The following is a 23,248-nucleotide window of genomic DNA, read 5'->3' as shown; positions in this document are numbered from 1 at the left end:
GCATTCTTGGGAGGATGTTTATGTTAATTTTTAATGCAGTCTTGATTAGTGTCATTGTTATGGTCGTTTTAAGTTTATTGAGAGTCAACGTTATCTTTGCGATTCTTTTGGCGGCGCTTACAGGAGGAATTGCAGCAGGTATGGGTCTTACAGAAACAGTGGAAGTTCTAGTGTCAGGAATGGGCGGTCAGGCTAACACGGCGCTGAGTTACATTCTTCTCGGAATGTTCGCTGTCATGATTGGTCTCTCGGGCATTACAAGTATACTTGTCAACAAAATGCTACTTGCCTTTGAGGGCAAAAGAAAGTTTCTTGTTTTCACCATTGCTGGAATCGCAAGTTTATCGCAAAACGTAATTCCTGTACATATTGCATTTATTCCAATTTTAATACCGCCATTGCTGTCATTATTCGACAAAATGAAACTTGATCGTCGAGCTGTAGCAGCCGCATTAACTTTTGGTCTGAAGACACCATATATGATGGTACCCCTCGGATTCGGTCTCATTTTCCAAGGTATTATACAGGAAGAAATGATAGCGAACGGAATGGAAATTGCGCTTAAAGAAGTAACCTTGTCAATGCTGCTTCCTGGAGCTGGAATGTTTATTGGATTATTCATTGCTGTTTTCATTACATACCGAAAGGACCGTGTATCAAAAAAAGCAGCAAATTTACATACGCTGGATCTTGAAATTGGTAAGAGTTTAGAAGAAAACAAAGAAATCATACACTGGAACGTTCAGCATACGATGACCGTCATAGCGATTCTCTCAGCGCTTAGCATCCAGTTGTGGACAGAATCGCTCGTTCTAGGTGCATTAGCGGGTATCATCATTATGTTCTTAACGAGAGTGGTTCCTTTTAATGAAGGAGACCGTGTGGTGAATGAGGGAATCGGAATGCTGGGGATGATCGCTTTCGTTATGCTGATTGCTTCAGGTTATGCGACGGTGCTTCAAGAGACAGGAGCGGTCGATGAACTGGTAGAAAAAACGACGGCACTGACAGGAGATTCGCATTTCATCGTGGCGGTTGTCATGTTGGCAGTTGGTCTTGTCATTACAATGGGAATTGGTTCATCGTTTGGTACCATACCGATTCTTGCAGCACTTTACGTGCCTATTTGCCTAGCTGTAGGACTGTCACCCATGGCAACGGCTGCGCTGATTGGAACAGCCGGGGCATTGGGTGACGCCGGGTCCCCTGCATCGGACAGTACATTGGGTCCGACTGCGGGATTGAATGCTGATGGGCGACACCACCATATTTGGGAAACCTGTGTGCCGACATTCTTGCATTATAATATTCCGCTATTCATTTTTGGAATCATTGCTGCAATGGTGCTTTAAATACTTTAGCATGCTAATGTGCTAACACTGCATCTTGGTAAAAAAATACATTTATTGTTTGCTTTTTATTATTTGAAAATTTATAATTCACACACAAGAAAAATGATTCTTAAAGGACGGATGAAAAATGATTACGTTAACAGGAAACGATTTGACGATAGAACAATTGCGAAGAATCCTATTTAAGAACGAAACCGTTGTACTGGACGCCGCTGCAATGGAACGCGTCAGCAACAGCAGAGCAGCTGTGGAACGGATTGTGGCAGAAGGAAAGACGGTTTACGGCATCAACACAGGATTCGGCAAATTCAGTGATGTCAGCATTTCGGAAGAAGACGTGAATCCGCTGCAGCTCCATTTGATCCGGTCGCATGCCTGCGGTATAGGCAAACCATTTTCGGAATCCGTTTCACGGGCGATGGTCGTACTGCGCCTCAATGCGCTGTTAAAAGGTTTTTCCGGAATCCGGCCGATTGTGGCTGAACGGCTGGCGATGATGGTCAATGAAAGAATCCATCCGGTCATTCCGCAGCAAGGTTCGCTCGGTGCTTCAGGTGATCTCGCGCCGCTATCCCATTTGGCGCTGGTGCTGATTGGAGAAGGTGAATACTGGAAAGACGGAAAAACCGCAGATGCTTCTTCTGTGTGGCAACAATACGGCCTGTCGCCTGTCGAACTGGCGGCGAAAGAAGGGCTGGCGCTGATCAACGGCACACAGACGATGACCGCACAAGGCGCAGTCACTTATATCGAAGCAGAAACGCTGGCGCTGCAAAGTGAATGGATTGCGGCGATGACCTTCGAATCCCTGTTCGGCGTCATGGATGCCTTCCATCCCGCGGTCCACGAAGTCCGAGGCTATAAAGAACAAATGGCAGTAGCCGAGCGCATGCGCTGGTGGCTCGAAGGCAGCCGCCTGTCGACGATCCAGGGGGAAAAGCGTGTGCAGGACGCCTATTCACTGCGCTGCATTCCGCAAGTTCACGGGGCAAGCTGGCAGACGCTCGCTTATGTAAAAGAAAAACTTGAAATTGAAATGAATGCGGCTACCGACAATCCGTTGATCTTTGAAGATGGGGAAGTTGTGATCTCTGGAGGGAACTTCCACGGCCAGCCGATCGCTTTTGCGATGGATTTCCTGAAAGTTGCTGTTGCAGAACTTGCGAATATCTCGGAGCGGCGCATCGAACGCCTTGTCAATCCGTCATTGAATGAGGGGCTTCCCCCATTTCTCAGCCCGGAGCCCGGACTTCAATCTGGTGCGATGATCCTGCAATATGCAGCGGCAAGTCTCGTGTCAGAAAATAAAACGCTGGCACATCCGGCTTCTGTCGATTCAATCCCATCTTCTGCCAACCAGGAAGACCATGTCAGTATGGGCACAATCGGGTCGCGCCATGCCCGCGATATTACGGATAATGCAAGGCGTGTGCTTGCCATTGAAGCGTTCTGCGCGGCACAGGCTGCGGAATACCGTGGAGCAGAACGCATGTCGCCGAGAACTGCGGAGCGCCTCGGCGCAATCCGCAGAGTCGCTGGCCCGATTGACGAAGACCGCGTATTCAGTCCCGATATTGAGCGAATTGCATCTTTCCTGTTGGAAGAGGCTTATCACGGTGTCAAAAAGAGTGTGGTTTCTTAAAAAGGGACCATAGAAATTTGTATTATTATTAATTACATTGAACGGGTGGATTTCAAATAATATATAAAATGGGGCTGTCCCAAAAGGTCATGAAAAATGATTTTTTGGGACAGTCCCTTTTTTGTATACAAAAGAAAAAGCTGATGTCCAAACCGACGGAGCTCTAGGCCAGTTCTCCTAAGCGTATAAAAAAACCCTTTTTTGCGAAACAGAGTTGCCACAAACTATTTGAGAAAGGATAATTTTTTATCTGAAACCCGAAGATTATTAAATGGAAGGTTATCGCTGAAAATGCCACATACGCCGGAAATTTCATGCGAATTACAAGGTTATCGAAAGCTCAGTTGGCCAGCTGATAAATCTGATTTATTTTATTGCATCAATCCCTTATCAAGCGGTCATTTACAAAGACATTGAATATTTAGGATTTGTAAAGTGTATAAGTAATCTGAATATTATTAATAATAAAAAAACTCTTTACTTTAGTTGTTCTTAAGTATAGGGTTGAGCTAAGAAAAATAGTTAAATTTGATTATCTGAGGAATATATATATGATGTTTTTCGATTAAAAATATTAATTTTTAATATTATCTTTTATTCAAGGAAACGGGTTTTATTGTCGGAAATTTGACAGTCACTAAAAAAGTTCGTGAAGTGTGAGAAATAACACAGCAAACTCAAACTTGGTAGCTTAGGCTGAACATATGAAAAAAGCAAATTTGCGTTTATCAGGAAAACTGGTGTTTGGAAACTCAACCTAATTTAAGAAATTAAATTTACAGGAGCATGCAGAGGGTTCCAGGAAGCATCTGCGAAGGGCTTTGCGCAATAGGCAGAAAAATTGAGGGTACGTACAATTATGGATAGTTAAAGGGGAAAAATGCAAATGGAACAGACAGAGCAATTGCCTCAACAGTCAGTTGGCTATTATTTTCTCAGATCCAAAGAGGTGCATATTGAAAATGGAGCTGCTTTTATCACGTTTTTTATCCGCCTGACAAGAGAAACTTCATTAAGAAAAGAAGGCAAGGAAAAGACAAGGATTCAGGCTGTGTGGGTGGACCTGGATGAGGTGAAGGAGGGCCACGCAACTGACAGAGCGAGAGCACTGCCAAATCGTATGGAACGCTACGAGCTGACACCTAATGTCTTCTATAGTCTGTATGAATTAACGAAGACCTGTCCGGCTGAGCTTTTTTACATCACACCGCATTACCTCAATTCCACCCGTAAAAACTTCGATACCTGAAATTGCTCCAGATATAATCGGAGCAGGAACAAAGACAACAGATTTTTAATCATGTATTTTTTTAATCAAAAAAGATTTCTGAATAATGGTATTGTTGTGAATTCGACATTAAAGGACTTTATATAAGAAGTTAATGGATTGCTCTCGCAAGGTTCGGAAGGAGTGTTCCGGGTGACAGGAACAAAGCCACTGGCGCAATCAGCAGCAGCCATCAGCCATTTGATGAACGCCGAAGTTGAATGGGATTCAGGAATATGGAGTTTCAGGAAGAAACGGATGGTCAAACTGGAGGATAGAACATCCGGTTATCAAGTTTCTCTGAATATGGAAGTATTCTTTTATGAAACTCAAAATGGGGGTTCTGCTGTTAACTTGGCTGAACTATTGCTGTTGTCTGAATAAGTTTCTGTTTTTGCGTCAGCACTCCGGCAGCAGGCCCTGCTGTTTCCGCCCAACTATGTGCAAAAGGTGACGAGGGGGGATGACATGTGGTGTCTGCAAATCGAATCGCTGGAACCCCCTGAGAATTTTGCTAGCCGTCTTTTCGAGGCATTTCGAATTCTAAACCAACAGATTCCAGTCATAACAAGAAACTATTCGTAAGAATCCCGAAACATGCATGTATAGGATGCAAAAAATTCAAATGATCTGGATTTTCGAGTGTGTTGAAAAGAAGTTTATTGATAAGAAACTGGAGGGAACTGAAATGTTAGTAAAAGAAGTGGACTTTAAACTTCTGGATTTTGTTGAAACTGTTGATGGAAATTGCTATACAATCGGCTTTTTGGACAATGTATACAAAAAAACCATTTCTAAGAAAACTGCCTATTCCATGTATGATAGAGGTCAAATTATAAGGAAATCAGAAATGATAAAAGGTGAAATCGTATTTGAAAACTTATTGCCTTAGAAGGAAAGGCATAGAGCCGACTTGAGTTAAGTATTTTTCTTCAAACTGGCTGAATTTTTCAGGAACCTGAAACTAACTTTCCGATCCGTTAGTTTTATTTACAAAAAACCTTATTGAAACAGGAAAGGGGACTCAAAAAATGGTTCGAAACCTGTTGACTCCTGAAAAGCGAGTTGCTTATTTCTTTCTCAAATCCAAAGATGTACAGATGGAAAGTGGTGTGACCTTCATCACTTTATTAACCAGGTTAGCCCGTGAAATCACAACTGCCACTGGGCAAGAGAAAAAGACCAGATTTTGGCCGCTCGTGATACTCATCGTCATCCTGCAAGTGGTGATGGATGTGTGGAAATGGATGCGCAGACGTTGGGATATGAAGCTTGCTGCGCTCAATCTAACCATTAATGCGCTTTCTGTTCTGGCTTTTTTCATTATTTTCTGGAATCCGAATATTTTCGCAGAAGATTTTCTGGCTTGGTTGGAGAATCTTTTCGGGGCGATGAATACGCTGAATTGGGTTATCGGAGGTGTCATTTTTGCAGTTGCTCTGTTCTCGTTGATCGATGCCATCCAAGGGTTCTGGAAAGCCTCGCTCGGAGAGGAAGAACCAGAAAAAAGTTGGAAACAGGTAGAGTGAACTGAATTTAACTGTATCAAGAAAAATGCTGCAAGAATGGTTTCGTTTTTAATTGTCCTGAAATTTAAACTCAAGGAGCGGGTCCGGAGTTCAGCACAGGGAGGATTGGCTGATATGGCGAAAAAACTGACCATTTTTGGCGCATTGAGTGTGTTCGCATACGTAGTTCTTGGCGGCATTTTATGGGAAGGCTATCGCCATCTGCAGCAGCCGATCAGTGATCTGACGGCACAAGGAGCTCCGGATAAAGGCTTGCTAAGTGCTATCACATTTTCATACGGCGTCTTTTCAATCATTTTTGCTGCAAGCGCCTATGTTTTCATCAAACAGTTCGCTCCAAAAATTTCTAGGGTCGGGATGTTGTTGTTTCTTGTTATGCATCTGGTTTCGATAACATACGGGCTGTTTCCGCAGGATCTGCCGGGTGCACCTGTGACTTTCGAAGGCATTATGCATCTCGTCATCACAGCTCTTATCATCCCGCTGACAATTTTGGCACCGCTGCTGACCGGTCTCGGTTTAAGAAAGGTTAATGGCCTTGAACGTTATGGGATGTATTCAATTTTGACCGGAATCCTCATCTTTCTTGCAGGAGGCAGTGCGGCGATTTTTTTGCCAATCAATGGCCGTATTTCGGGTTGGTGGAGCGGATCAATATCGGCGTGTTGCAGCTTTGGATGCTGGTTACATCGATTAAGTTTTTCACCATGAAAGATACTCCACGATAAAAAATACAAAAAACTGTTTCTTAACCTATCCGGTCAGTTCTTCTAGTCGAATATTCTTCAAAAGGAGGAAGTAAGTTATGGCATTAGTGTACAAGCAGATATTAGTGGCTGTCGACGGTTCGAAAGAAGCGGAATGGGCATTTAGAAAATCTGTCGGTATTGCTGTGCGAAATAATGCAACATTGAATTTAGTGAATGTGATTGATACCCGGTCATTTTCGGCGATTGAACCCTACGACCCTTCCTTAGCAGACCGTGCTCAAAAATTTGCAGAAGAAATGCTGAATAATTACAAGGAAGAGGCTATGAGTGCAGGGGTTAAGAACGTTAATGTGCTGGTAGAGTATGGGTCGCCGAAATCCATGATATCCTGGGATATCTCCCGGCGAATCCATGCGGACTTAATCATCTGTGGTGCAACCGGCATGAACGCAGTAGAGCGTTTTCTTATCGGCAGTATCTCAGAACATATTGTGCGTTCAGCCAAATGCGATGTTCTGGTTGTCCGTACTGAACAAGCACAGGATGATGCACCTTCCGGCTATTACACTTCTGAAGGTTCAGGATGACGCACCGTGCAGCGCCGATTTCTGAAACCTGCTCCAACTCTTTATGCAGATTTTATGTTTCAGGCTTATTAAACGGTTCATTCAGCAGTTCTCTCAGCTAAATTGAAGAACCCCCGGCAACCTCGTATAGACAAGGTTGCCGGGGGTTCTCGATTTATAGGCAATATACTGCTGAAAAATATGAAATGGAATAAAACCTGATGGAAAAAATGTGGATGTTATTTCCTTTTCGGTATTTAAAAAAGATCCAATTTTTCAATTCGGCGGATGGCTTCAACAATGCGTTCTTCTTCAACCAGCAGGCCGACGCGGACAAATCCTTCGCCGTTTTCACCGAAACCACTGCCCGCTGCTACCGAAATATCGGCGTGCTCCAGCAAGTGGTTGACGAATTCGATGCTTGTGAATCCTTTTGGAACAGGCAGCCAGGCGAAAAACGAACCTTTTGGTGCTTCGATCTTCCAGCCGATTCTGGCGCATTCCTCTTTTAAGACCTGCCGGCGCTTTTCATAGGTTTCGACAAGCTCGGTAACGCAAGACTGGTCGCCGGACAAAGCTTCAGCCGCTGCCAGCTGCAGCGCAGTCGGAAGCCCGGCGAATAGATGGTCCTGGATGAGATTCAACGCTTCGATCATTTTTGAATTGCCGACAGCGAAACCGACTCTCCATCCGGCCATATTATAGGTTTTCGATAATGTGTACATTTCAATGCCAATATCCTTCGCACCTTCAGATTGAAGGAAGCTCGGTGGCTTGACCCCTTCATAACCGATTGCTCCATAGGCAAAATCATGGACGACGGCAATGTCGTTCGCTTTTGCAAACTGAACGGTTTCATCGAAAAATTCTTTGGTGGCAACCGCGCCTGTCGGATTGTTGGGGTAATTCAAATACATCATCGCAGCCCGCTCAATTACGTTTCTTTCCAACTCCCCGTATTGCGGAAGATAGTTATTTTCAGGCTTTAATTTCATCAGGTCCATATCGATTCCAGCCAGCGGAGCACCCGACATATAATCCGGATAACCGGGATCCGGCAACAGCAGTGAATCGCCGGGATTGAGAAATGCGAGCGGCATTTCTACCAAGCCGATTTTTGTGCCGGCAAGCAGGGCCACTTCGAGATCCGGGTCGATATCAACATTGTATTCACGTTTATAGAAATCTGCAGCAGCCTGGCGCATCTCCTTAATTCCGCGAAACGGCGAATATTTATGGTTCTTCGGATCGGCGACAGCTTGCTGCATTGCCTTGACGATATGGGCAGGTGTCGGCTGATCAGGGTTGCCCTGCCCCAAATTGATGACATCACGCCCTTCGGCCATAGCTTTCATCGTCTGTGCGGCAAGCGAAGAAAAGAACTGCTCCGGCAATTGCTGCAAGCGTTTTGAAAATTCCATCATGCAATCCCTCATTTTCTAAATTTTTGCGTATCTTATCCAAATCTTAAACAGTTTGACTTCATATGTCCACACCGGAAGCAGCCGGTTTTCTTGCGCGCCAACGCAATAAATGCCAAAATCAGATGTAGAATTCGTTTATTGGAGGAGATTGGATGGCTGTTCACAGCTTTCATTTAAAAGCCGATTGGCCGGGTCTGCGCAATGATGTGGGCACGATCGAAACTGGAAACCTGAAGACGGAGATTTCCATCCCGCCTGAAATGGATGGGCCGGGGGCCGGGACGAACCCGGATGAGATGCTGCTCGGGGCAGCAGCGACCTGCTACATCATTACACTTGCGGCAATGCTGGAGCGCAGCAAAATCGAGAAAGAAGCGCTGACAATGGCATCTGAAGGATTGGTCGATGTGACGAATGGCGTCATCACCTATCAGAAGATTATTCACAGGCCGAAGTTAGTATTGAAGAAAGATGCCACCGAAAAGGATTTTTCATTGGCGCAAAAACTTGCAGAGAAAGCGGAGGGCTCCTGTATGATCACGCGTGCCATTAAAGGGAACGTGGAAGTCGAACTGGAGGCGGATATTTCCGCAGCAGAATAAAATGCAGAAGAGCCGCCAGCTTTTTAAAGCAGGCAGCTCTTCTGTTGTTCAATAAATTTAAGTTGAACTTAAGAAATAGTATATATAATGCTTCGGCGCTATGGAAGGGCAAGAACAATGCTCCTGCGCACTGCTCGTCGCAGAAGGGCCAAAGCAAAGACTATGCTCCTGCGCAAGCTCGTCGCAAAGGTGATGCCATCTTCGTGTGGCACACCTTGACTCCCGCAATAAGCCGAGAAGCCCGCTGGTCTTATTGCTCCGTCCAGTCCTGAGCCGCGCCTTTGCTGAGAGAATTCTCTAGAGATATGGAGCAAAACAGCGAAGACGCCCAGGGGACCAAGCGAAGTGCTGAGATCCACTCGGGCGAAGTGAAACGAGACCGAGTTAGCTCAGCGCGAGCCCCCAGGCAAGCGGAGCTGTTTTGCGGAATATCAATTATTAAAAATAATTAGTTCAGCTTATATAGATAGAGAATAAAATTACTGCCCGGCCATTTCAGCAATCTGGTCGGACGTGTAAACCTGAACCCCGTCACTGTCGGTTTGTGCTGCTGCACACATTGCCTGCGCAACCTGTTTCGCCTGAATCGGCTTGTATTTTTTCATATCGCCGCGAAGCAAGGGACTAAAAGCGGGCGCAATCAGGCTTGCTGCCTTTTCACCGAGCCGGAATTCCTTTCGGTCACCAAGCAGCAGCGAAGGGCGAAAAATGTGAAGAGCCGGCAGATCCAATTTTTTCAAGTGGTCTTCCGTCTGACCTTTGACCCGGTTATAGAAAATATTCGATCGGGAATCTGCCCCCATCGCGGAAATGACGAGAAATTTTTTAACGCCGGCAGATTTTGCAAGACCCGCAAGCATTGTCGAAAATTCATAATCCACCTTCCGGAAAGCATTTTTTGACCCTGCTTTCTTGATGGTCGTGCCGAGGCAGCAGAATACATCATCAACCTCAAAATACTCCTTATAATCATCAAGTCTGTTAAAATCAACTTTCACCTGCTCAAGCTTCGGATGTTCGATGTCCAAAGGACGCCGCACAAAAATACGTATTTTAGTGTAAGCATGGTGGTCCAACAGAATTTTTACCAGTTCGTTGCCGGTAAGGCCGGTAGCACCGGCAATTAATGCGGATTTTTCGGACATGTGAATTGATGCCTCCTCTTTTTAAGTAATTATACAGCTCCTGAGCAGGATATCCACGAATAGCAGATTCGGTTTGCTGTCGTTTATTGACCGGCAGGGTACAATAAAAGAAAAGACAGCGTACGAAAGGAAGAAATTGATGAAACCAGTGATCGTGGCTGAAAAGCCGAGCCAGGCAAAAGCTTACGCGGAAGCATTCAAGACAGAGAAAAGAGAAGGTTTTCTGGAAATCATGCCGGACGCGATATTTCCCGAAGGTGCCTATATCACTTGGGGAATCGGCCATCTGGTGGAATTGAAGGAACCGAAAGCCTACGATCCCAAATGGGGTAAATGGTCGCTCGCAGCTCTTCCGATTTTGCCGGTGAACTACCAATTTCAAGTAGCACGGGGCAAAGCCAAGCAATTTAATATCATCAAAAAATTGATCAGCCAGACGGATACCGTCATCAATGCATGTGATGTTGATAGAGAAGGTTCCAATATCTTTTACAGCATCTTTAACCACACCGGCGCAAAACGAAAAACGGTCAAACGGCTATGGATCAATTCACTCGAAGTGGATGAAGTGCGACAAGGCTTTCAGCAGCTCCGCGATAATAAACATGACCTGCTGCTGTATCAGGAAGCGAGAGCCAGGCAGATCAGCGATTGGCTGGTCGGCATGAACGGCTCGCGGTTATATTCATTGCTGCTGCAGGAAAAAGGCATACGGGAAGTGTTTGCGATCGGCAGAGTTCAGACGCCGACGGTCTATTTGATCTACCAGCGGGAAAAGGAAATAGAAGCTTTTGTGCCGGAGCCCTTTTATGAAATCGAAGGAGATTTCCAGGCGGAAAGAGGAAAATACAAAGGGAAAGCGAAGATAAAGGCAAAAGAGCGGAAAGAAGCGGAAAGATTACTCGATAAGCATGCGGTCGGAGCGAAGGAACAAGGAACGGTTCTGCAAGTCAAAACCGCAGAAAAACGCCAGCCGCCTCCGCAGCTTCATTCATTATCCAGCCTGCAGGCAGCAGCAAACAGGAAATGGAAGTACAGCCCGGCGAAAGTGCTGTCCGTCATGCAGACTTTATATGAGAAAAAGCTGGTCAGTTATCCGCGTACCGATGCCCAGCACATTACAAATGCAGAATTTAATTACCTGGCGAGCCAAGTGGAATCCTACCAGAAATTGATCGGTGAAGAATTTCCGGTCGCTTCCAGAACGCCGAAAAAACGGTTTGTCGACAATGCGAAAGTTCAGGAGCATTATGCCATCATCCCGACGAAAAGCATACCGACCGCAAGGAAAGTGAACGGCCTGGCCCCGGATGCGCGAAACTTATATGAGGAAGTGCTCCGTACGACACTGGCGATGTTTCACAGAGATTATCGCTATGCCGAAACAAAAGTGACAACTGACGTAAAAGGATTGCATTTTTTCACTACCGGCAAAACAGAAATCGATAAAGGCTGGAAAGAATTATTTCCACCAGCCAACGAGAACAAATCCGAACCGGCGCTGCCCGAACTTCGTGAACAGGAACCCGTTGCGGCTAAAGTAGCTGTAAAAGAAGGGATGACAACTCCGCCGAAGCCTTATACGGAAGGGCAATTGATCGCGATGATGAAAACTTGCGGGAAATTTGCGGAAGATGCAGAAGACAGCGAAATCCTGAAGGAAGTCGAAGGTCTTGGCACGGAAGCGACACGCAGTGGTATCATTGAAACGATTAAAAGGCATGAATACATCCAAATAAGGAAGAATATCGTTTCAGTCACCGAAAAAGGCAGGATACTGTGCCAGGCGATTGAAGGGAATTTATTGTCCAGCCCTTCCATGACGGCAAAATGGGAGAGTTATTTGAAGAAGATCGGCCGTGGCGAAGGATCCCCGGAAGTGTTTCTTGAAACCATCGGAAAGTTCATCGAAAAGCTGCTGGCGGATGTTCCGGGCCAACTGCAATCGAATGGCTTGCCGGCGCTTATGGAGATGGATACCAGTAAAAACGCCATTGCGCTTTGCCCACGCTGCAAAAAAGGCAGTATCGTTTCCAGCAGGGGGTCCTTCACCTGCACAGAAAATGCCAATGGCTGCAAACAGTCGTTTCCGGGAATATTCCTGAAAAAGAGGCTGACGGCAAAAACGATCGAATATCTGTGTACGAAAGGCAAGACGCCTGTGATGAAAGGCTTTGTCTCGAAGAATGGCAAGAAGTTCAGTGCCAAGCTCATCCTTGAAGATGGCAAATTGAAAATGGAATTTTAGTTTTAGTGGAAATGAGGGAATGGCGTGAAGAAAAAACAAGTTGTGGTTGTTGGATTAGGCAGGTTTGGCAGCAGTGTCTGCATGGAGTTATTTAAACTCGGACATGAAGTGATGGCGCTCGATATGGATCCGGAAAAGGTGGAGAATATTGCCGACTATGCTTCTCAGGCATCGGTGGCAGATGCGACGGATAAATCGCAGTTGAAAGCTTTAGGCGTCAGAAATTTCGACCAGGCCATTATCGCCATCGGAGATGATTTACAGGCCAGTGTCCTGTGCACGCTCATGTTGAAGGAAATCGGCCTTGAAAAGGTTTGGGTAAAAGCGCGGGATCTACAGCATAAGAAAATTCTGGAAAAGGTGGGGGCGGACCGGGTCATCCAACCTGAATATGAAATGGGCATCCGAACTGCCCACCACGTCGATTCCGAAAAAATCGTCGATTATATCGATCTTTCAGATGACTATAGCATCGTCGAGATGGCAGCTACCGAAAAAATTGCAGGCAAAACGCTGTTCAACTTGGACTTCCGTGTAAAGTTCAACTGTATTACGCTGGCAATAAAAAAAGGCGAGGATGTAAATATTGCCCCGCATCCAGACGATGTTATCGGTGTAGGAGATATACTGGTTGTGATGGGACATCGAAACGATCTGAAAAGGCTGGAAGAAAAACGCTTATAGCAGATATTCAGTATGAAAGGATGATTTGATGAGAACGGTGACGATTTTTGTAAAAGAAGCCACTGCTGAAAATCCCATTCAATCGCTGGAAGGGGTATTGGCGGAAGTAAAGGAAATCGAAAGAGCTCTAGTTGATGTGGAGAACGGAGAAGTCAAAATCACTTTTGACGAGGAGCAAATTACAGAACAGCAAATTATTCAGAGAATACAGCTCAAGGGTTTCCACGTCATTTAAAGCGATTCGCTTTACGTAAAGCGGGGTCTTTAGTAAGATAAAAGTGCCTGGAAAACAACTAGCATTTCCATTTTGTAATTCAGTTACAAATGCAGGGACCAATCCCTGTTTTACATAGGAAAGATTAAAAACCATTGGTAAAATGTTTCAGACAATAGTGCTGTATACAAAGCCGAGAAGATTCCGTGAAAACGGGTTCTTTTCGGCTTTTTTTAATTTTGAATAAAAGGAGTGCCACTACACATGTATTTTGTAGATCATAAAAACAAGAAAATTCATCAACAGCAATTTGCCGGAGATAAATGTGGATTTCTGGATACCCCTGTAAGCGAACGCGAATTTACGAAATCGAAAAGCTATGTGGAGACGTTGGAAATGTCCGAAGGTTTCAGAATCTGTTCGTATTGCCAAACACCGCAACTCGTCATGTGAATAAGTAAATATAATCACGGAAATTCATTTTTTTGTTTAAAAATAAACGTAAAGGGTATTTTATCCTATATGGACAATTTATTCACATTGAATTTAAGACACGCTAAATAGCCCGTCCAAATGCTGATATTCTATGGGGGAATTATTATGGCAGCGAATTCTGACAAGACAATTCCCTATGGAAATTTGAAAAATCGAGCTGTGTTTGCCGTCAGGAATTTCTGGTCCGGCCTCCTGTTTGGGATTGGCATTATGGCATTCGGCGTCGGAACGGTTTTTCATCAATTATTGCAATGGCATCATTTCTACGATCTTTCAGACGAAGCATCTGGAATTTTTTCGGATGGAATATTGAATCTGGTCGCCTGGATCGTCACTGTTTCCGGGCTGTTCCTGCTGTCGGGCCTTCGTAAACGCAAAGCACTGTGGCCAAAGAGGTGGGTAGGGGCAGCGTTGATGGGCTCCGGCATCTATCTTTTATTTGACGGATTGGTCATCCGCAAACTATTGAGCCTTCATCAAATTCGCTACGGTTTTGAAATCCTTCCTTATGATCTTGCCTGGAATATAAGTGGGGCCATTTTCTTTCTCACCGGACTGTTTATGGTTCTGCAGACAAAAAAAGAGAATCACCGTAAATAGTATTGCTGCTTTAACTTCAAAAGCTGCGCTCCTTCCTCTGGAAAAAGGATTGAGCACAGCTTTTTTGGTGTCCAGGCTTCAGAGCTGAACGGGCGCCGTCGCATTTCTATTGTCCAGACTCCGGCGGCCCAGCTCTTCGGGTCGTAAGCCGTATCAGCTCTGCGGCAAAGAACGCCGCTCCGCTGACCCGTCTTACGCCTTTCAGAGCTGAACGGGCGCCGTCGCATTTCTATTGTCCAGACTCCGGCGGCCCAGCTCTTCGGGTCGTAAGCCACTCTGGCTGTGCGGCTGAAAAGATGCCGCTTCGCTGACCCGTCTTACGCCTTTCAGAGCTGAACGGGCGCCGTCGCATTTCTATTGTCCAGACTCCGGCGGCCCAGCTCTTCGGGTCGTAAGCCACTCTGGCTGTGCGGCTGAAAAGATGCCGCTTCGCCAGATTGTCTTACGCCTTTCAGAGCTGAACGGGGGCCGTCGCATTTCTTAATCATTCATATTTCCCCTTTAAAGGCACAAAACGCACCTGGTTCAATAGAGTGGAATACAGCTTGCCGTTGTCATCTTTTTCAATAAGCCGCAGTTCCTGTGTGAATGAAGAACCGACTGGTATGATCATTTTGCCTCCGGGGGCCAGTTGACTGATCAGCTCCTCTGGAATTTCAGAAGCTGCAGCTGTCACCATGATGCGGTCGTAAGGGGCATTTTCCTGCCATCCAAAACTGCCGTCATCAAGTTTAAAAGAAATATTGTCATATCCCAATTCTCCCAGCCTTTCTTTCGCCCGTTGATGCAGTTCCTTGATCCGTTCAACAGTAAAGACACTTCCTGAGAATTCTGCCAGTAAGGCAGTTTGAAAGCCGGAACCTGTACCGATTTCCAAGACTTTTGAATCCGGGGCAAGGTCTAATGAGAGTGTCATTTCAAGAACTAGGGAAGGCTGTGAAATTGTCTGTTCATGGCCGATCGGAACAGCTTCATCAACAAACGCCATCTCTTTGAAGCTGTCCATAAAAAAACCTCTGTCCAGATTACGGAAAAACGCTTTGATTTCCCGATCCCTTTTCTTCAAGATCATCACCATCTTTCGTTGGGATAATAGTTCACGAAGAAATAAGCTTGTTATTACTACTCCTATTCTATAAAGAAACTGTTTATCCTGTCATGAATTCTCTTTTATTTTTGGCATGCTGATATGATTTGAATGCTTAAATCAGGAGATTTCGGGAATAAATTAAAAGAGGAGTTGATTTATATGTTTCAAGGCTATCAAACAGTAGAAGATATGATAAATAAATTCAATCCGAAATCTGAAACAGTGGAAACAGCTACATTTGGCATGGGCTGCTTCTGGGGACCGGAAGCAATGTTTGGGAGTTTGCATGGCGTGCTGCGGACCAGAGTCGGCTTTGCCGGTGGAACGTCCCTGAAACCAACTTACCTTCATATGGGCGATCATACCGAAACAGTCGAAATTGATTTTGATCCGTCTGTCATCAGTTACGAAGAGATTTTAAGAAAGTTCTGGCTGAACCATTATCCGAACCGCGGAAATTATAAAGGCAGGCAGTATATTTCCTTGCTGCGTTATCATGGCGACCGGCAAAAGGAAGCAATCGACAGAGTGAAGCGGGAAATGGAAAAGAAACTGGGCGAGTCCATTGAAACAGATATAGCAGTCTTTAATGATTTTACGCTGGCAGAGGAAAAACACCAGAAATATTATCTGAAGCGTTATCCGAATACACTCAAGCAATTGGAGGATCTCCTGCCGCACACAGAGCATCTTGTCAATTCCACTTTTGCGGCAAGGCTGAACGGTTTTGTAAAAGGATTTGGAAAGCTGTCTTCATTGAAAAACGAAATCGCATCCTGGAATATTGAAGAAGAGCACCGGGAAACTTTGCTCAATAAACTCGGAACAATCAAATGGTGACAACAGGGGAAAAGCCCGCCGACTCAGGCGCGGCTTTTTTGTTGACCGGTAAGGCAGGAGATGATGCACCGGTTGGTGAATATCTATTAATGGGAAAAGGATTTAGGGCCGGATTTTGATTTACAATGAATACTGAAGATATCGGGAAGGTGCAGATCAACGGGCTCCAATTTTGCGGATCGAAAGGAAGTGAAAGTCAGTGGAGACATCAAGACTGGTATTGCTGCTGTTGCCGGTAATAGTAATCCAATTGGCGTTGATGATTTTTGCCTTGGTGGATCTGATTCGGAACCAATATATAAATGGTCCGAAATGGATGTGGGCAATCATAATTGTAGTCGTAAATATTATCGGGCCAATTTTATACTTTGTCATTGGGAGGCGAAATCATTGAGCGTATTGGAAGTGAAAGAACTGACGAAATCTTATGCTGGCACGCTGGCTGTTGACCACGTTTCTTTTGCGTTGGAGGAAGGCACGGCTACCGCGCTGATCGGGCCGAACGGTTCCGGCAAAACGACCACATTGTCCATGATTGCGGGCCTCTTAAAGGAAACGGAAGGGACGATACATAAAGACTTCAAATCGGGTGTCGGCTTTTTGCCGCAATATCCTCAGTTTTTTTCCTGGCTGAGTGCACTTGAGTTTATTGAAATGGCCGCAAAAATAAGTGGAGTAGAAAGTAAAAATATAAGGCAGCAATCGATCCGGACCCTCGAATTCGTGGGGCTCGGAGCTGCGGTCAATAAAAAAACAGGTGCTTTTTCAGGAGGAATGAGGCAGCGCCTCGGATTGGCACAGGCTATTGTGCACCAGCCCATACTATTGCTGCTGGATGAACCGGTTTCTGCACTTGATCCGACTGGGCGGCGTGAAATTATGGATCTGCTGAAATCGTTGCAGAAAGATACGACAATCCTTTACTCGACACACATTCTGAACGATGCAGAAGAGATGACCGATCAATTATTATTCCTGAAACAGGGGAAATTGGTTGAGCACGGTTCGTTGGCAGAGGTCAAAAATCGCTATGCAGAACCAAAGATTCAAATACGCTTTGAATCGGAACAGGCGGCCGCTGCGTTTCAAAGCCGCGTGCTTTGGCCGATGGATAGAACGAGGAATTTGATCGATCTTCCGCTGACTGAGCATGGCCCGACAATGCAACAGGTTCTCGAAGCGCTGGCACAAGATGGCAGCGGCATCTCCGGAGTAAACAGACAAAATGTTTCGCTGGAAGAAATCTTTCTGAAGGTGGCTGGGGAAAAATGAATCAATTCGGCGTTTTATTGAAAAAGGAATGGCGGGAAAACCTTAGGAATTATAAATTGTTCTGGATACCGGTAGTTTTTATACTGCTCGGTATAATGGAACCCCTCACCAATTATTTTCTGCCGCAGATCCTGGATTCTGTCGGAAATTTGCCGGAAGGAACGGTGCTGGAATTTCCTACACCTCTGCCCGAACAGATTATGGCAGCGATAATGGGGCAGTATCAGCTGGTTGGGCTCCTGGTTATAGCACTGGCATATATGGGAACGATCGCCGGCGAGCGGAAGAGCGGGACGGCCACTTTATTATATGTTCGACCATTATCTTTTATGGCGTATTTCATGAGTAAATGGGTGATGGCTGCCATCATTTCCTTGCTGAGTGTATGGCTGGGGTTCCTGGGGGGCTATTATTATACATACCTGTTGTTTGGCAGCATCAACTGGGTTGATTTCCTGCAATTTGGCGCGACTTATAGTCTATGGATCCTATTGGTGGTTTCGATTGTACTCGTATCCAGCGCCCTCATGCCCAATGCAGGGCTTGCGGCAGCGGTTTCACTGGGCGTGATTTTCATCAGTCAGGTGATTGATAGTTTGTTCGGTACCTACTGGCCCGTTTCACCATTAAAACTGCCGGCGTATGCGGCATCATGGTTAGAGGCAGCTCCGGACTTGGGGGATTTCTGGTGGTCAGCAGGATTGACAATGCTATTGATCGCGCTGCTGCTGGCACTCGGAATTTTTCTTTCGGAGAAAAAGGCTTCCACAACTAAAGTATAGATCGATTTGCTTCAGCTGTTCCATGGAGCTGCAGCATTTTCATTTTAAATAAATTTTCGAGAGCAAGGGGAAAGAGGTGCAATGATGCTTCATCACATTGAGTTGAATGTATCGAATTTGAAAACTTCCAGAAAATTTTATGATATGCTGTTTCCACTGCTGGGTTATTCCTTATACCAGGAATGGGCTGAAGGCTTCAGCTACAAACACAAAGAAACATACATCGTTTTTGTTCAGACTGAGCCGGAATTTCTTGAGTTCGGCTATCATAGAAAATCCGCAGGGCTGAATCACATCGCTTTTCACGCATCGTCCAGTTCTGAAGTGGACGCAATTACAGAAAAAATGCGACAATCAGGTAGAAAGATTCTATATCAGGATCGCCATCCATACGCTGGAGGCAATGGAACCTATGCGCTTTTCATGGAAGATCCAGACCGGTTGAAAATTGAAATTACAGTATCTGAAAGAGGGGGATCGGATGGGGAAACAAAATTCTGAACGGTTCTTGATAGCGTTCAATAAAATCGAAAAAATAATGAAAGGCATGATCGACAGAAATGATCATGTCAGTTTTTTCACGGCCATAGAGCTGTCCAAAAAAGAACATGCTGCAATCAGGAAGTATGAAGATGATTTGCGCGAATTTGGTGATTTACGGAATGCCATCGTTCATCACAGAACAGCAACGGAATTTGTGATTGCCAAACCCCATACAGAAATTGTCGAATTGATTGAGCATATTGAAAACCTCCTGTCCCGCCCCATTACAGTTGGGACTAGTTTCGCCAGACAAGTTCATATCTTCAATTCGGACGACACATTGAGAAAAGTATTACGTATGGTTAGGGATAAGAATTTTAAACACATTCCTGTTTATAAAGACGGTGAATTTTCAGGACTTCTTACGGCCAATGGCATTATGAGATGGCTGGCGGCGACAGTGGAAGAGGAAGTTATTTCCAGGGAAATTACAACGATGGACGACATACTGAAATATGAGAAAAACGGGAACAATTTTCGTTTCATCGCGTCAAATACACCAGTCTATGAAGCAGAAGAAATTTTCAAGAATTCGGTAGTATCCGGACACAAGCTTGAGGCCATATTAATTACGCGCAATGGTAAGGAAGATGAGGCACTGACAGGAATCATCACACCGATAGACCTGATTCAAACAGAATAGAAGGTAGATTAAATGAAAAAGTTAATTGTAATATTTATATTTGCAGCAGCGGTCATGGTTTTTTTATGGGGGAGCAATAATTGGATTCAAACTACAGATTATACAGTTTCATCAGCAGAGCTGCCTGCCGCGTTTGATGGCAAAAGGATTGTCCAGGTTTCCGATTTGCACAATGCCACATTCGGCGAAAACCAGGAGTCGTTGATAAAGAAAGTGGAAGATGCTAAGCCCGATGCCATTTTCATCACAGGAGATCTGATTGACAGCAACAGATATGATTTGGATGCTGCCCTTATTCTAATAGATGCGCTGGTGGAAATGAGCGAAGTGTATTATGTAACGGGCAACCATGAAGTGGCTTCAAATAAGATTGATGAAATTGGAGAGGCATTGGTTGAACGCGGAGTGAGCTATCTTGAAAACGAAACAGTTGATTGGGAAGTCGATGGTGAAACCGTGCAGATAGCCGGTGTCCACGATGCGTTGATAAACCCTTATTATCATGATTACGACTATACGGATATGGCGATCACGGAAGCCGGGCTTTCAAATAATTTTACTTTGTTGCTTGCGCATCGCCCTGAGCTGTTGGACGTCTATGCGGAAAATGGAATTGATGTTGTATTTTCGGGTCATGCACATGGAGGCCAAGTACAGATTCCCGGAATTGGTGGAGTATTTGCACCAGGACAGGGCTGGTTTCCGAGAATGACCGAAGGCGTTTTTCAACAAAATGATACACAATTGGTCCTAAGCCGCGGGCTCGGAAACAGTGGATTTCCATTTCGCATTCTGAATCGGCCGGAAGTGGTGTCAGTTACATTGAAACAGGAGTAGAATATGACGGCAGACACATCGAGGTTTCGGAAAGGGGAGTAAACATGATAAGTAAAAATGAAATTTCCCTCAGCTTATATGATACAAAAATGTCAGTAGATTATGAACTGCCTTCAGATCAGCTGCAATTTTCAGGAATGCCGCAGGATATCATTGAACGGGATAAAGAGAATCCGTTAAAACACCTTGTAATAATTCAGGTAAGAAACGAGGCGGCAGGTTTTCTGGAACTCGATGAATCAGAAGATCGGAAAAAATACTCCAACAACCCCAATGCTTTATTGCTCCGGGGGTTTTCAGTCAATCCGAAATACCAGGGACGCGGAATTGCGACCGGTTCAATTTATGCACTGCCGGAATTTCTGCGCAGTGAATTCCCGTCTTTCACCGAAGTCGTACTCGGTGTGAACGCCAGAAACAAGCCTGCGAAAAGGCTTTTTGAAAAAGCGGGTTTCGAAGATACAGGCAGACGCTACATGCGCACAAGCGGTGAACAGATCGTGATGTCAATGAGAATTGAAGAGCAGGAGCAGACATAAGTTGTCTGTTCCTGCTTTTTTTCTATGCAAAGTATAAATGTTTATGTAGACTGCATCCAGGGTTAAACAATGCCGAGCAATGGGGACATGTAGAAGAGCATTGAAGATACTCTTCGACTGAAAGCGTATTTCCGCAGGAGCCGCAAAGTACTGCTGTTTCAGCAAACTTATCTTTCGGCCAAACTTGCGGGTGTCCACAACCAACAGCCGCGTGGCATTCAAAGCATGGAAAATATTCTCCACAGCAATAAAATTTAATGGCAATCCTGTCAATTGCTGAATGATAATGCCTGCAGCGGGTTTCCGGATCGACGTCCAACCCTTTAACTGTCATGGTATGAGCCATAGTAAACCTCCCGGGTTCGAGAATATGAATAGATGTTTTCTTATTAATTCCTATGCTACTATGTAATAGACAAATAATCGAATTGAATTCTTCGGGGCGGGGTGAAACTCCCTACCGGCGGTGAACAGCGCCCTGCTGTAAGTCCGTGACCCGTCAGCGGAAAAGGCAACGCAGTTGCCCGTTCCGCTGACGGTGGAGCTGGTGAGAATCCGGCACCGACAGTTAAAGTCTGGATGGGAGAAGAATTCACTCTGATTTGTTATGTGCCACTTCTTTTCGATTACCGAATCGGAAGGAGCAATTTTATGAATTTAAACAAAATACACCAGCGGTTTTTCATTTCTGACTCTCGAAACACAAAGGAGCAGCCTCACTCCCTCAAAATAGGGGGATATTTGGGCATGCCTGGAATCTGTCTGTCCATATTTCGTGAAAAGAAGACCGGCACATCGGTAATTTCAAAAACATCTTCAAGCTACTCTGCATTTCATTCCCCACCACCCATTCGCCCCATGGTGGAAAAAAACCCATTTTATGAAACACCAGCAGTAAAGTACGGAGTCCAGAACCAAATAGAGGAGTGTGCCTGAATGTTCACAGGAATTGTGGAAGAAATGGGACATGTTACAGCGCTTCGCGCAAAACCCCAGGCTATGGAATTGACGATTGCCTGCTCTCTTATCTTGGATGATATCAAAAGAGGAGACAGCATATCGATCAACGGCGTCTGTCTGACTGTTTCCGTATATGATCAAAAATCCTTTACAGTCGACGTCATTCCGGAAACCGTCCAATCATCGACGATGTCGGAGCTGCGAACCGGCTCCCGCGTCAATCTCGAACGGGCAATGCCTGCAACAGGACGTTTCGGCGGCCATTTTGTCAGTGGCCATGTTGATGGAGTGGGAATTATTCGCTCAGTAAAAAAAGAGTCGAATGCCGTGACAAAAATTATTGAGCTGGATCCGTCTCTTATGAAATTTATGATGCATAAAGGTTCCGTATGCGTAGACGGCACTTCCCTCACAGTATTTTCGGTAGACAAGAATACAATCACAATTTCATTGATTCCCACTACTAGGGAAGATTCATTGCTTGGTGAAAAAGGAATCGGTGAACGCGTAAATATCGAATGTGATCTTTTGGCGAAGTATACAGAAAGAATCCAACAGGCCGAAAAACCCGGCATGTCCAGAAACTGGCTGGCTGAACAAGGATTCTAGAAGGAGGCATAATTTTGTTTTATACAGTAGAGGAAGCGCTGAAGGACTTGAAAGAGGGAAAAGCCATCATCGTCATCGATGATGAAGACCGTGAAAATGAAGGTGATTTCATCGCTCTGGGTGAACACGCTACACCAGAAATCATCAACTTTATGGCTACCGAAGGCCGCGGCTTAATTTGTGTGCCTGTTACTGAAGAGCTTGCAAAAAAAATTGGAGTCGGCTTAATGACCGATAACAATACGGATGATTATGGTACTGCTTTCACCATCAGCATAGATCATAAAGATTCCACAACAGGGATCAGCGCGTTTGAACGTTCGCATACGATTCTGAGTATGGTGCAGGAAGGTGCAAAACCCTCGGACTTCAAGCGCCCAGGCCACATTTTCCCGTTAATTGCAAAAGACGGAGGCGTCCTTGAGCGAACAGGGCATACAGAAGCTGCTGTCGACTTGGCAAAACTGGCGGGATCGGCTCCGGCGGGGGTTATCTGTGAAATCATGAATGCGGATGGCACAATGGCGAGAGTTCCTGACCTGATTACAGTGGCCGAAAGACTGAAGCTGGGCATTCTAACAATAAAAGATCTTGTTTCATATCAGCAAAAAATTCAGGAAGCTGTTTCAAACCACAGCCAAAAAGGAGAATGAAA

28 protein-coding genes and 1 riboswitch are annotated in these 23,248 nt (G+C 45.1%); of the genes, 24 read left to right on the top strand and 4 right to left on the bottom strand.

From position 1 onward, the window contains the following. Nucleotides 1-20: 20 nt before the first annotated feature. The 8 genes from ACFQ1X_RS01070 (at nucleotide 21) to ACFQ1X_RS01035 (ending at nucleotide 7,087) form a co-directional block, all read left to right on the top strand. Nucleotides 21-1,352 carry a Na+/H+ antiporter family protein gene (locus tag ACFQ1X_RS01070; protein WP_144840536.1) on the top strand — a complete coding sequence of 444 codons (1,332 nt, stop codon included), beginning with the start codon at nucleotides 21-23 and terminating at the stop codon, nucleotides 1,350-1,352. 127 nt (nucleotides 1,353-1,479) lie between these two features. Continuing rightward, nucleotides 1,480-2,994, top strand: coding sequence for a histidine ammonia-lyase (hutH, locus tag ACFQ1X_RS01065; RefSeq protein WP_144840537.1), 1,515 nt, complete (start codon nucleotides 1,480-1,482; stop codon nucleotides 2,992-2,994). Nucleotides 2,995-3,880: 886 nt separating this feature from the next. Then, nucleotides 3,881-4,243 (top strand): hypothetical protein, encoded by a 363-nt coding sequence (locus tag ACFQ1X_RS01060; protein WP_144840538.1) that lies wholly within the window; start codon nucleotides 3,881-3,883, stop codon nucleotides 4,241-4,243. 171 nt (nucleotides 4,244-4,414) lie between these two features. Beyond that, on the top strand, nucleotides 4,415-4,645 hold the full coding sequence (locus tag ACFQ1X_RS01055) for a hypothetical protein (RefSeq protein ID WP_144840539.1): 231 nt from the start codon (nucleotides 4,415-4,417) through the stop codon (nucleotides 4,643-4,645). A gap of 304 nt (nucleotides 4,646-4,949) precedes the next feature. Then, on the top strand, nucleotides 4,950-5,153 hold the full coding sequence (locus tag ACFQ1X_RS01050; RefSeq protein ID WP_144840540.1) for a hypothetical protein: 204 nt from the start codon (nucleotides 4,950-4,952) through the stop codon (nucleotides 5,151-5,153). Between the two features lie 139 nt (nucleotides 5,154-5,292). Beyond that, on the top strand, nucleotides 5,293-5,790 hold the full coding sequence (locus tag ACFQ1X_RS01045) for a hypothetical protein (protein WP_144840541.1): 498 nt from the start codon (nucleotides 5,293-5,295) through the stop codon (nucleotides 5,788-5,790). Nucleotides 5,791-5,904: 114 nt separating this feature from the next. Continuing rightward, nucleotides 5,905-6,501 carry a DUF998 domain-containing protein gene (locus ACFQ1X_RS01040; RefSeq protein WP_379080982.1) on the top strand — a complete coding sequence of 199 codons (597 nt, stop codon included), beginning with the start codon at nucleotides 5,905-5,907 and terminating at the stop codon, nucleotides 6,499-6,501. Nucleotides 6,502-6,595: 94 nt separating this feature from the next. Then, a complete protein-coding gene (locus tag ACFQ1X_RS01035; protein WP_144840543.1) occupies nucleotides 6,596-7,087 on the top strand; it encodes a universal stress protein in 492 nt (163 codons plus the stop codon). A gap of 236 nt (nucleotides 7,088-7,323) precedes the next feature. Here the strand turns inward: ACFQ1X_RS01035 and ACFQ1X_RS01030 are convergent, their stop codons facing one another. Continuing rightward, nucleotides 7,324-8,487: a pyridoxal phosphate-dependent aminotransferase gene (locus ACFQ1X_RS01030; RefSeq protein ID WP_379081019.1), complete on the bottom strand. Its 1,164-nt coding sequence runs from the start codon at nucleotides 8,485-8,487 to the stop codon at nucleotides 7,324-7,326. Between the two features lie 155 nt (nucleotides 8,488-8,642). Between ACFQ1X_RS01030 and ACFQ1X_RS01025 the strand changes: the two genes are divergently transcribed. Continuing rightward, complete coding sequence (locus tag ACFQ1X_RS01025; protein ID WP_144840545.1) at nucleotides 8,643-9,092, top strand: OsmC family protein; 450 nt, start codon at nucleotides 8,643-8,645, stop codon at nucleotides 9,090-9,092. Nucleotides 9,093-9,571: 479 nt separating this feature from the next. Here the strand turns inward: ACFQ1X_RS01025 and ACFQ1X_RS01020 are convergent, their stop codons facing one another. Next, nucleotides 9,572-10,237, bottom strand: coding sequence for an oxidoreductase (locus tag ACFQ1X_RS01020; RefSeq protein WP_144840546.1), 666 nt, complete (start codon nucleotides 10,235-10,237; stop codon nucleotides 9,572-9,574). A 139-nt stretch (nucleotides 10,238-10,376) separates the two neighbouring features. Between ACFQ1X_RS01020 and ACFQ1X_RS01015 the strand changes: the two genes are divergently transcribed. The 5 genes from ACFQ1X_RS01015 (at nucleotide 10,377) to ACFQ1X_RS00995 (ending at nucleotide 14,478) form a co-directional block, all read left to right on the top strand. Continuing rightward, nucleotides 10,377-12,485 (top strand): type IA DNA topoisomerase, encoded by a 2,109-nt coding sequence (locus ACFQ1X_RS01015; RefSeq protein WP_144840547.1) that lies wholly within the window; start codon nucleotides 10,377-10,379, stop codon nucleotides 12,483-12,485. A 24-nt stretch (nucleotides 12,486-12,509) separates the two neighbouring features. Then, a complete protein-coding gene (locus ACFQ1X_RS01010) occupies nucleotides 12,510-13,169 on the top strand; it encodes a potassium channel family protein (RefSeq protein WP_379080977.1) in 660 nt (219 codons plus the stop codon). 28 nt (nucleotides 13,170-13,197) lie between these two features. Next, a complete protein-coding gene (locus ACFQ1X_RS01005) occupies nucleotides 13,198-13,404 on the top strand; it encodes a heavy-metal-associated domain-containing protein (protein ID WP_144840548.1) in 207 nt (68 codons plus the stop codon). Nucleotides 13,405-13,647: 243 nt separating this feature from the next. Next, nucleotides 13,648-13,836 carry a hypothetical protein gene (locus tag ACFQ1X_RS01000; protein ID WP_379080974.1) on the top strand — a complete coding sequence of 63 codons (189 nt, stop codon included), beginning with the start codon at nucleotides 13,648-13,650 and terminating at the stop codon, nucleotides 13,834-13,836. 147 nt (nucleotides 13,837-13,983) lie between these two features. Next, the gene (locus ACFQ1X_RS00995) at nucleotides 13,984-14,478 is read left to right on the top strand and encodes a DUF2243 domain-containing protein (protein ID WP_144840550.1); all 495 of its coding nucleotides are present in this window, start codon (nucleotides 13,984-13,986) and stop codon (nucleotides 14,476-14,478) included. A 484-nt stretch (nucleotides 14,479-14,962) separates the two neighbouring features. Here the strand turns inward: ACFQ1X_RS00995 and ACFQ1X_RS00990 are convergent, their stop codons facing one another. Continuing rightward, nucleotides 14,963-15,550 carry a protein-L-isoaspartate(D-aspartate) O-methyltransferase gene (locus tag ACFQ1X_RS00990; protein WP_144840551.1) on the bottom strand — a complete coding sequence of 196 codons (588 nt, stop codon included), beginning with the start codon at nucleotides 15,548-15,550 and terminating at the stop codon, nucleotides 14,963-14,965. Between the two features lie 177 nt (nucleotides 15,551-15,727). Between ACFQ1X_RS00990 and msrA the strand changes: the two genes are divergently transcribed. The 8 genes from msrA to ACFQ1X_RS00950 all read left to right on the top strand — a co-directional run bounded on the left by msrA (nucleotide 15,728) and on the right by ACFQ1X_RS00950 (nucleotide 21,024). Further along, the gene (msrA, locus tag ACFQ1X_RS00985; protein WP_144840552.1) at nucleotides 15,728-16,408 is read left to right on the top strand and encodes a peptide-methionine (S)-S-oxide reductase MsrA; all 681 of its coding nucleotides are present in this window, start codon (nucleotides 15,728-15,730) and stop codon (nucleotides 16,406-16,408) included. Between the two features lie 199 nt (nucleotides 16,409-16,607). Next, nucleotides 16,608-16,802, top strand: a complete 195-nt coding sequence (locus ACFQ1X_RS00980; protein ID WP_144840553.1) for a PLDc N-terminal domain-containing protein — start codon at nucleotides 16,608-16,610, stop codon at nucleotides 16,800-16,802. After that, nucleotides 16,799-17,680 (top strand): ABC transporter ATP-binding protein, encoded by an 882-nt coding sequence (locus ACFQ1X_RS00975; protein ID WP_144840554.1) that lies wholly within the window; start codon nucleotides 16,799-16,801, stop codon nucleotides 17,678-17,680. The genes ACFQ1X_RS00980 and ACFQ1X_RS00975 overlap by 4 nt, the downstream gene beginning before the upstream one ends. Continuing rightward, entirely contained in the window at nucleotides 17,677-18,462 is a 786-nt protein-coding gene (locus ACFQ1X_RS00970) for an ABC transporter permease (protein WP_144840555.1), read from the top strand. The genes ACFQ1X_RS00975 and ACFQ1X_RS00970 overlap by 4 nt, the downstream gene beginning before the upstream one ends. Before the next feature lie 84 nt (nucleotides 18,463-18,546). Next, nucleotides 18,547-18,963 carry a VOC family protein gene (locus ACFQ1X_RS00965; RefSeq protein WP_144840556.1) on the top strand — a complete coding sequence of 139 codons (417 nt, stop codon included), beginning with the start codon at nucleotides 18,547-18,549 and terminating at the stop codon, nucleotides 18,961-18,963. Then, the gene (locus ACFQ1X_RS00960) at nucleotides 18,944-19,648 is read left to right on the top strand and encodes a CBS domain-containing protein (protein WP_144840557.1); all 705 of its coding nucleotides are present in this window, start codon (nucleotides 18,944-18,946) and stop codon (nucleotides 19,646-19,648) included. The genes ACFQ1X_RS00965 and ACFQ1X_RS00960 overlap by 20 nt, the downstream gene beginning before the upstream one ends. 12 nt (nucleotides 19,649-19,660) lie before the next feature. Then, a complete protein-coding gene (locus tag ACFQ1X_RS00955; protein ID WP_144840558.1) occupies nucleotides 19,661-20,485 on the top strand; it encodes a metallophosphoesterase in 825 nt (274 codons plus the stop codon). A gap of 44 nt (nucleotides 20,486-20,529) precedes the next feature. After that, nucleotides 20,530-21,024, top strand: a complete 495-nt coding sequence (locus ACFQ1X_RS00950) for a GNAT family N-acetyltransferase (protein ID WP_144840559.1) — start codon at nucleotides 20,530-20,532, stop codon at nucleotides 21,022-21,024. Between the two features lie 22 nt (nucleotides 21,025-21,046). Here the strand turns inward: ACFQ1X_RS00950 and ACFQ1X_RS00945 are convergent, their stop codons facing one another. Further along, nucleotides 21,047-21,370: a CHY zinc finger protein gene (locus ACFQ1X_RS00945; RefSeq protein WP_379080965.1), complete on the bottom strand. Its 324-nt coding sequence runs from the start codon at nucleotides 21,368-21,370 to the stop codon at nucleotides 21,047-21,049. Nucleotides 21,371-21,453: 83 nt separating this feature from the next. Then, a riboswitch (FMN riboswitch) is annotated at nucleotides 21,454-21,619 on the top strand. Between the two features lie 341 nt (nucleotides 21,620-21,960). Between ACFQ1X_RS00945 and ribE the strand changes: the two genes are divergently transcribed. After that, on the top strand, nucleotides 21,961-22,593 hold the full coding sequence (gene ribE / locus ACFQ1X_RS00940; protein WP_144840561.1) for a riboflavin synthase: 633 nt from the start codon (nucleotides 21,961-21,963) through the stop codon (nucleotides 22,591-22,593). 14 nt (nucleotides 22,594-22,607) lie between these two features. Beyond that, nucleotides 22,608-23,246: a 3,4-dihydroxy-2-butanone-4-phosphate synthase gene (gene ribB, locus ACFQ1X_RS00935; protein WP_144840562.1), complete on the top strand. Its 639-nt coding sequence runs from the start codon at nucleotides 22,608-22,610 to the stop codon at nucleotides 23,244-23,246. The last annotated feature ends 2 nt before the right edge of the window (nucleotides 23,247-23,248 follow it).

The sequence above is a fragment of the Metaplanococcus flavidus genome, from assembly GCF_042675885.1.
Lineage (GTDB): Bacteria > Bacillota > Bacilli > Bacillales_A > Planococcaceae > Planococcus > Planococcus flavidus.
Note: the sequence above shows the minus strand (reverse complement) of the source record. Positions and strands in the feature narration are given on the sequence as shown.

Coding starts and splice junctions, on each gene's coding strand:
- ACFQ1X_RS01070 (WP_144840536.1), top strand. CDS start 21: ATGTTAATTTTTAATGCAGTCTTGATTAGTGTCATTGTTATGGTCGTT.
- hutH (WP_144840537.1), top strand. CDS start 1,480: ATGATTACGTTAACAGGAAACGATTTGACGATAGAACAATTGCGAAGA.
- ACFQ1X_RS01060 (WP_144840538.1), top strand. CDS start 3,881: ATGGAACAGACAGAGCAATTGCCTCAACAGTCAGTTGGCTATTATTTT.
- ACFQ1X_RS01050 (WP_144840540.1), top strand. CDS start 4,950: ATGTTAGTAAAAGAAGTGGACTTTAAACTTCTGGATTTTGTTGAAACT.
- ACFQ1X_RS01045 (WP_144840541.1), top strand. CDS start 5,293: ATGGTTCGAAACCTGTTGACTCCTGAAAAGCGAGTTGCTTATTTCTTT.
- ACFQ1X_RS01040 (WP_379080982.1), top strand. CDS start 5,905: ATGGCGAAAAAACTGACCATTTTTGGCGCATTGAGTGTGTTCGCATAC.
- ACFQ1X_RS01035 (WP_144840543.1), top strand. CDS start 6,596: ATGGCATTAGTGTACAAGCAGATATTAGTGGCTGTCGACGGTTCGAAA.
- ACFQ1X_RS01030 (WP_379081019.1), bottom strand. CDS start 8,487: ATGGAATTTTCAAAACGCTTGCAGCAATTGCCGGAGCAGTTCTTTTCT.
- ACFQ1X_RS01025 (WP_144840545.1), top strand. CDS start 8,643: ATGGCTGTTCACAGCTTTCATTTAAAAGCCGATTGGCCGGGTCTGCGC.
- ACFQ1X_RS01020 (WP_144840546.1), bottom strand. CDS start 10,237: ATGTCCGAAAAATCCGCATTAATTGCCGGTGCTACCGGCCTTACCGGC.
- ACFQ1X_RS01015 (WP_144840547.1), top strand. CDS start 10,377: ATGAAACCAGTGATCGTGGCTGAAAAGCCGAGCCAGGCAAAAGCTTAC.
- ACFQ1X_RS01005 (WP_144840548.1), top strand. CDS start 13,198: ATGAGAACGGTGACGATTTTTGTAAAAGAAGCCACTGCTGAAAATCCC.
- ACFQ1X_RS01000 (WP_379080974.1), top strand. CDS start 13,648: ATGTATTTTGTAGATCATAAAAACAAGAAAATTCATCAACAGCAATTT.
- ACFQ1X_RS00995 (WP_144840550.1), top strand. CDS start 13,984: ATGGCAGCGAATTCTGACAAGACAATTCCCTATGGAAATTTGAAAAAT.
- ACFQ1X_RS00990 (WP_144840551.1), bottom strand. CDS start 15,550: ATGATCTTGAAGAAAAGGGATCGGGAAATCAAAGCGTTTTTCCGTAAT.
- msrA (WP_144840552.1), top strand. CDS start 15,728: ATGTTTCAAGGCTATCAAACAGTAGAAGATATGATAAATAAATTCAAT.
- ACFQ1X_RS00970 (WP_144840555.1), top strand. CDS start 17,677: ATGAATCAATTCGGCGTTTTATTGAAAAAGGAATGGCGGGAAAACCTT.
- ACFQ1X_RS00965 (WP_144840556.1), top strand. CDS start 18,547: ATGCTTCATCACATTGAGTTGAATGTATCGAATTTGAAAACTTCCAGA.
- ACFQ1X_RS00960 (WP_144840557.1), top strand. CDS start 18,944: ATGGGGAAACAAAATTCTGAACGGTTCTTGATAGCGTTCAATAAAATC.
- ACFQ1X_RS00955 (WP_144840558.1), top strand. CDS start 19,661: ATGAAAAAGTTAATTGTAATATTTATATTTGCAGCAGCGGTCATGGTT.
- ACFQ1X_RS00950 (WP_144840559.1), top strand. CDS start 20,530: ATGATAAGTAAAAATGAAATTTCCCTCAGCTTATATGATACAAAAATG.
- ACFQ1X_RS00945 (WP_379080965.1), bottom strand. CDS start 21,370: ATGGCTCATACCATGACAGTTAAAGGGTTGGACGTCGATCCGGAAACC.
- ribE (WP_144840561.1), top strand. CDS start 21,961: ATGTTCACAGGAATTGTGGAAGAAATGGGACATGTTACAGCGCTTCGC.